Annotated in this window: 6 protein-coding genes, 2 tRNA genes and 1 pseudogene; 6 read left to right on the top strand and 3 right to left on the bottom strand. The window is 68.4% G+C overall.

Annotated features, from left to right (window positions below; translation table 11 throughout):
• Positions 1-725: 725 nt before the first annotated feature.
• From VGH85_19595 to VGH85_19570, 6 genes and pseudogenes are all read left to right on the top strand, one after another.
• Positions 726-1181 carry a MarR family transcriptional regulator gene (locus VGH85_19595; protein HEY2176013.1) on the top strand — a complete coding sequence of 152 codons (456 nt, stop codon included), beginning with the start codon at positions 726-728 and terminating at the stop codon, positions 1179-1181.
• A pseudogene (locus VGH85_19590) lies at positions 1178-2365 on the top strand (MFS transporter). Before VGH85_19595 ends, VGH85_19590 begins: the two are co-directional and overlap by 4 nt.
• Before the next feature lie 66 nt (positions 2366-2431).
• The gene (locus VGH85_19585) at positions 2432-2860 is read left to right on the top strand and encodes a universal stress protein (protein HEY2176012.1); all 429 of its coding nucleotides are present in this window, start codon (positions 2432-2434) and stop codon (positions 2858-2860) included.
• A gap of 213 nt (positions 2861-3073) precedes the next feature.
• Positions 3074-4822: a phosphatidylglycerol lysyltransferase domain-containing protein gene (locus VGH85_19580; GenBank protein ID HEY2176011.1), complete on the top strand. Its 1749-nt coding sequence runs from the start codon at positions 3074-3076 to the stop codon at positions 4820-4822.
• Between the two features lie 66 nt (positions 4823-4888).
• Positions 4889-4978, top strand: a tRNA-Ser gene (locus VGH85_19575).
• Positions 4979-5011: 33 nt separating this feature from the next.
• Positions 5012-5087 (top strand) — tRNA-Arg (locus VGH85_19570).
• Positions 5088-5109: 22 nt separating this feature from the next.
• On the opposite strand, the gene VGH85_19565 is transcribed toward VGH85_19570, so the two are convergent.
• The 3 genes from VGH85_19565 to VGH85_19555 all read right to left on the bottom strand — a co-directional run.
• A complete protein-coding gene (locus tag VGH85_19565) occupies positions 5110-6306 on the bottom strand; it encodes a tyrosine-type recombinase/integrase (protein HEY2176010.1) in 1197 nt (398 codons plus the stop codon).
• On the bottom strand, positions 6242-6385 hold the full coding sequence (locus VGH85_19560) for a helix-turn-helix domain-containing protein (protein HEY2176009.1): 144 nt from the start codon (positions 6383-6385) through the stop codon (positions 6242-6244). Before VGH85_19560 ends, VGH85_19565 begins: the two co-directional genes overlap by 65 nt.
• 76 nt (positions 6386-6461) lie before the next feature.
• The coding region (locus VGH85_19555) for a replication initiator (protein HEY2176008.1) at positions 6462-6777 on the bottom strand (316 nt) is incomplete at its 5' end.

Below are 6777 nucleotides of genomic sequence, written 5' to 3'. Positions count from 1 at the left end.
CAGGAGGTCTAGCCCGGCCGTGTCTCCACGGCTTCACCCCTAGGCGTCCAACCGGACGCCAATCACCTGGGTCCCCCGCTCCTGCCCTGAGTTCTGTGCTGAGGCTCGCCGGCCGGTGGGCAGGACTAGGCGTACCCGGTGGCGAGTCTGCGCATTCACGCAGCCGTTGGAGACCGTAGGGAAAGCCGCTGCGAGGTTCAAGCCGAGGTTTCGGTCCCGATCACGGGGGGAAGCCGTTCGGACTCGGACAAGTACGCCGCATGATGGACATGCACTAGGCCATTCGGCGGGCACGGGGAGCCTGAACGGCGTACCCGGAGGAGTTGTTCATCACGACCGGGCGCATTCGTTACCTCGCCGTGACTCAGCAGATGTGACGGTCCGTCGACGTTCTGAGTTGAAACTAGGCCGGACGGCGGTAATTTCTTGCGCCGAATAGCGTATCTGCCCTCTGAGCGATCCGGGCGCCGTGACAACGACCGGCAAGGGCCATATTTGCCTCCACAATTCTTTAGCTAGCCGGCTACGAAATCGCTGCTGTCAGCGGGCATTTCGCGGCCGGTCCAAGCCGGTCCAGGCCGGTCCGCTACGGCGTCGACGTCGCGGTCAGCTGCCGGCGCGGGTCGGGCGGCGCGGGTCGGGCGGCGCGGGTCGGGCGGTGCGGGTCGGGCGGCTCGGTTCGGTGGACTGGCGGATCCATTGCTTAGCAATCTAAAATTGCGCCCGTGAACGCCGATCAGCCAGCCGTTCTGGCCGACGAACTCGCCCCCCGAATCGCCCGGATGATCATCTTGCTGCGGCGGGAGACCGCCGCCGCGGGGCTCAGCCGGGCACAGCTGTCCGTGCTCCACGCGGTGCGCGACGGTGGTCCGCGTCGGATCACCGACCTGGCCGAGCTCGAGCAGGTGACCCAGCCGTCGATGACCCTGCTCGTCTCCCGCATGGAGCGGGCGGGCTGGGTGCAACGCCAGCCGGATCCTCTCGACCGGCGCGGCGTGCTGGTCACGCTCACGCCCGACGGGCGACGCCGACTCGACCGGGTCGTCGCCGCCCGGGCCGCGGCATTGGAACGTCGGCTCGAGCAGCTCCGACCCGCGCACCGTGCGGCCCTCGCGGCCGCCGTGCCGGCCTTGGACGCGGTGATGGACGACCCGATCGACACGGAGGTACTCCAGGCATGACGACGGTGTCTTCGGCGGGGTCGACGGGGGAGTCCGGAGGCCTGCTGCGGCAGCCCAAGGCGGTCTGGGCGGTTGCGTTCGCCTGCGTGATCGCCTTCATGGGTATCGGACTGGTCGACCCGATCCTGCCGGCGATCGCCACCGACCTGCATGCCTCGCCGAGCCAGGTCGAGTTGCTCTTCACCAGCTATTTCGCGATCACCGGCGTCTCCATGCTCGTCACCGGTGTCGTGAGCAGCCGATTCGGGGCGAAGCGGACCCTGCTCGTCGGCCTGGCGCTGATCGTCACGTTCAGCGCCCTCGCCGGCGCCTCCGGATCGGTCGGCGCGATCGTCGGCTTCCGGGCCGGCTGGGGGCTGGGCAACGCCCTGTTCATCGCCACCGCGCTCGCCGTCATCGTCGGCGCGGCGAGTGGCGGGGTCGCCGGGGCGATCATCCTCTACGAGGCGGCGCTCGGACTCGGCATCGCCACCGGTCCGCTGCTCGGCGGGCTGCTCGGCGGGATCAGCTGGCGTGGTCCGTTCTTCGGTACAGCGGTGTTGATGTCGATCGGCTTCGTCGCCGTGCTCGCACTGCTACCTCGCTCGCCGCGTCCCGACCACCACACGTCGCTGGCCGATCCGATCCGAGCCCTGCGCCACCGCAGCCTGCTGACGATCGGGCTGACCGCCCTGTTCTACAACTTCGGCTTCTTCACGTTGCTGGGTTACGCGCCGTTTCCGCTCGGCCTGGGCGTGCACGGGTTGGGGCTGGTGTTCTTCGGGTGGGGCCTGGTGCTCGCCGTCACCTCTGTGTTTCTGGCGCCCCGGCTGCAACGACGGTTCGGTACCGTCCGCACGCTGTACATCGTCCTAGGATTCTTCGCTGTAGACCTGCTCGCGATGGGGTTGTTCACCGACAGCCAGCTGGCGCTCATCCTCGCCGTGATCAGCGCGGGCGCATTCCTCGGGGTCAACAACACGCTGGTCACCGAGACGGTGATGAAGGTGTCGCCCGTCGAGCGGCCGGTCGCCTCCGCGGGATACAGCTTCATCCGGTTCTCCGGCGGGGCGATCGCGCCGTACCTCGCCGGAAAGCTGGCCGAGTGGTTCAGCCCGCACGTCCCGTTCTTCGTCGGCGCGGGCGCCGTGGTGATCGGCATGCTGGTGCTGGCCAGCGGGCATGCGTTGTTCGCGTCGCTCGACACGCCCAGCCGCACGCTGCGAGTCGTCGGCGAGCTCCCCGCGAACCAGCCGGTCATCCTGCTCGCCGTGGATGCGGGGCCGGACGGGCCGGGCGCGACCGAGACGGCGGCGGAGATCGCCAGTCAGCACGGCGCCGCGGTCGAGGTGCTGCATGTCCGAGAGACCGATGTCGTCAACGACGACGCGGTCGATCGAGAGTCGGCTGCCGACGCCGACCGGGTGCTCGACGAGCGGATCCGCCAGCTCGCCGACCACGGGATCCCGGTCGCCGGACGAATCGTGCAGACCACCGGCGGTCCCGCAGACCCGGCGGCGGCCATCGTTCGTCGCGCGACCGACACGCGCGCGGAGCTGGTCGTGCTGGTCGCGCCGCACGCGGATCCGGGACGGTTCGGGCGGGCGACTATCCGCCGGGTGCAGCAAGCATGTTCGTCCCCGGTCCTGGTGATCGATCCCGAACGGGCGCGGCACCCGTCGGAGCGCATCGACCGCTAGCGTGAGAGGGTGACCCGGCACGAAGGCCCGTACCGGTCGGGCCGGACCTGCCTGATCACGGCCCATCACCGGATCTGCCGCGGTTCATCGGGCGCACGCGGCGTCGACGCGCGACACTAGACAACGGTGCGACCCTGTCCGCCGCGCCCCGGCCGCGCGTCGGCGGCGCCCGGCATGGACGGGATCGGCCTCCAGACAAGGGGATGTGAGGGTGTGAGCGCGCCGGTCCGCTTCCGCGAGGAAAGCGAGACTCCGACCGTCCAGCGGTGGTGGTTGCGCTCGACGCGACGTACGCCTGGCATCATCGCGGCGCTGACCTGGCTCGTCGGAGTGATCGCGATAGTGAGTTCGCTGTTGCCGGCTGAGCACAACCGGATCCGCTATCTCACGCGCGTTCTGGGTCTGCCGGTCATCGCGTCGGCCACGGCGACGGCGATCGCGATGTCGTTCGGTGTGCTGCTGGTCTTCCTCGCATTCGGCCTGCGGCGGCGAAAGAAGCGGGCCTGGCGCGCGGTCGTGGTGGTGACGGCGGTCGTCGCGCTGACCCACATCCTCAAGGGTCTCGACGTCGAAGAAGCCACCGCGTCTCTGGCACTGCTGGCAGTTCTTCTCCTTACCCGTAAGCAGTTCTACGCGCTCGGCGATCCCACCACGCGGTGGTACGCCGCCCGCGCGACGGTCGAGATGCTCATCGTGGCGATCACGGTCGGGATGGCCGGGCTGCTGATCAACCAGCGGCAGATTCTGGGCCGGCCGTCGTTGTGGCAGGACCTCCGTGAGGTGTTGCTCGGATTCATCGGGATCAGCGGGCCGCTGCGGTTCCGGCACGAGCGCGGGGACGATATCGTCGCGATGACGCTGCTCGCCTTCGGTCTGCTGATCGCGTTCGTCGCCGCGTATCTGTTTCTCCGGTCCGCGCAACCCAAAGCGCGGCTCACCGCCGACGATGAGACGCGACTGCGCGAACTCCTGCACAAGCACGGGGAACGGGACTCCCTCGGTTACTTTGCCCTGCGACGTGACAAGAGCGTGGTCTGGTCACCGACCGGCAAAGCTGCGGTGACCTACCGGGTGGTGTCGGGCGTTGCGCTGGCCAGCGCCGACCCGATCGGAGATCCCGAGGCGTGGCCCGGCGCGATCAACGAGTTTCTCGAACTGTCCCGCCTGCATGCGTGGGTGCCGGCGGTGATCGGCGACAGTGAGCAGGGCGCGACGGTCTACGCCCGTTATGGACTCGATGCTCTCGAACTCGGCGACGAGGCCATCGTTGACGTCGGATCGTTCAGTCTGTGCGGTCGCCCGATGCGCGGTGTACGGCAGGCGGTGAAGCGGACCGAGCGCGCCGGATACACGGTCCGGGTGCGGCGGGTCGGCGACCTCGCGAAGGACGAGATGGACGCGCTGCTCACCGCGGTGACCGCCTGGCGCGGTGGTGGGGTCGAACGCGGTTACTCGATGGCGCTGTCGCGGCTCGGCGACCCGGACGACTGCGAGTGCGTGATCGTGACTGCCGAGCTGGACGGAGTACTGCGTGGGCTGCTGCACTTCGTTCCGTGGGGGTCCGACGGGTTGTCTCTGGATCTGATGCGGCGTGATCGCACGGCGGACAACGGGCTGAACGAGCTGATGATCGCCACGCTCATCGAGTCCGGCGAGAGCCTGGGGGTGCGCCGCGTCTCCCTCAACTTCGCCGCATTCCGCTCGGCGCTCGAACGTGGTGAGCGGATCGGGGCCGGTCCGATCCTGCGGATGTGGCGTCGGCTGTTGGTCTTCATGTCGCGGTGGTGGCAGATCGAGTCGCTCTACCGCTTCAACGTGAAGTTCCGCCCGGACTGGGAGCCGCGCTTCCTGTCCTTCCCGACTTCCCGTGACCTGCCCCGCATCTCCCTGGCGGCGCTCGAGGCCGAAGCGTTCGTCGTGCGCCCTCGCCCCGTTCAGAGGTTGCTTCACCGCGACCGCTGAACCGAGTGCTTTGCCGAGCCAACGGGCCGCCTTGTACGCTTCAGCCGGTGGCCGTGAGGCTTCCTAGGAGGCTTCGCCTAGTCCGGTCTATGGCGCCGCACTGCTAATGCGGTTGGGGGTAACCCCCCCTCCCGGGTTCAAATCCCGGAGCCTCCGCCGACGGGTGGGTATGGAATACTCGCCGCGTCTGCGCTCGTAGCTCAACGGATAGAGCACTTGACTACGGATCAAGAGGTTGTGGGTTCGAATCCCGCCGAGCGCGCCACGCAAAACCCCAGGTCAGCGGCCTATCCAGCCTCCAAGTCTCCGGCTCGCCGGGTCTCCCCGTTGCCCTCGGTCCGCAGATAGTCCGCAAGCCCCGGGCCGCCAGCCGCCAGGCTCAGCCGCTCACCCACGGCATCCAGGTCGTCATCGAAGAGCCCCGCGTAGATGTCCAACGTCATCGCCGCCGACGCATGACCCAGCATCCGCTGAACGGTCTTCACATTCGCACCTGCCGACACGGCCAGACTCGCGGCCGTGTCGCGCAGGTCATGCGGAGTCAACGGACCCAGCCCGGCCCGGCGCACGGCACCGTCGAACACGTAATGCCGGAAGTTGGAGTTGCGCAGCGGGCCACCCCGCGAAGCGCTGAACACCCGGTCATCCGGCGTCTTGCCGGCCAGCTGGTCGGCTAACGCGCCGCGCAGGAACCGGGGGACCGGCACACTCCGCGACTTGTGCGACTTCGGCGACCCTTCGTGCAACAGGCCCGCAGCCTCCGTCAGGTTGTCGACGATCTCCAGACGACCGCGCTCAATCCCGACATTCCGCACCCGCAGACCGGCCGCCTCGCCGAAGCGCAGGCCGGTATAGGCCAGCAATCGGACCAGCAACCCATACTGGCCGGGACACTCCGCTGCCAGCTTCGATACCTCGGCGTGGGTGAGGAACCGCTGCCTACCGCGAGCGGGCTTAGGCCGCTTCACCCCTTCGGCGACCGACCGCACCAGCCGCCCGTCCCTCACAGCCAACGCCAGGCACTGACCGAGAATGTCGACGGCCTGCCGCGTCATCGAGTCACCAACATCGCGCCGCAGGTCGGCCTGCCACGCGACCACGTCCGCGTGACCAATCGAGCGCAACGGCACATCTGCCCAGCGTGGCAGCACCCGAGCCCGCAGAATGCTCGCGTAGGTCGCCCGGCTCTTCGGCTTCAACGAGGCCTTCGTCGCCAACCACATCTCGGACCACTCGCCGAACGTGATCCGCGACAGTGCCGGATCTACCCATTCACCCCGAAGCCTCGCCGATTCCTGCGCTTCGACCCACCGGACCGCGTCGATCCGGCGACGAAAATGCCGCGCGTGCTCGCGGTGAGCCGCGTCCCGATATCGGGCACGCCACCGACCATCCGGACGCTTCTGAACGTTGCCCATATCAAGCCGCCTGCGCCTCAAGCCAGCGGTTGACTTCAGCCGGGCTGTAACGCAGATGCCGACCAACCCGGTACGCCTTCGGGCCCGTGCCCACATAACGCCACTGACGGAGGGTGCCAACCGGAACCCCGAGGAAGTCGGACACGTCATCGATCGACCACAGTCGTGGCGACCGCCTATCTGTTTCCACCTCAACCACACTCCTTTGTCCGATATGTCGATCAATCGTCGTCCCGTCGCAGTGGTCGTCGTGCGCGGGCGGAGTCGGCGGCCATGGCGGCGAGTTCGGCGTCGGCGGTGGTGCGCCAGCCGGTGCTGGCGAACGACCAGTGGTTCACCACCAGGGTCGTCTCGTCCTCCACCCGGTCGTCGTCGGCCGGGGTGGCGGCGGCCAGCTCGGCGCCGGTCACGGTGTTCCGCCGCCAGGTCTGCCGGGCCAGACGCAACGCTTTGAGGGTGGTGGAGTAACGGCGGGAGCGGGTGGAGAAGTGGCCGCCGAAGCCGAGCATGTGCGCCCACCGCCGTAACCGGACCCAA

This window comes from Mycobacteriales bacterium, assembly GCA_036497565.1.
Lineage (GTDB): Bacteria > Actinomycetota > Actinomycetes > Mycobacteriales > QHCD01 > DASXJE01.
The sequence above is the reverse complement of the archived record's forward strand: the minus strand, read 5'-3'. Positions and strand labels throughout refer to the sequence as shown.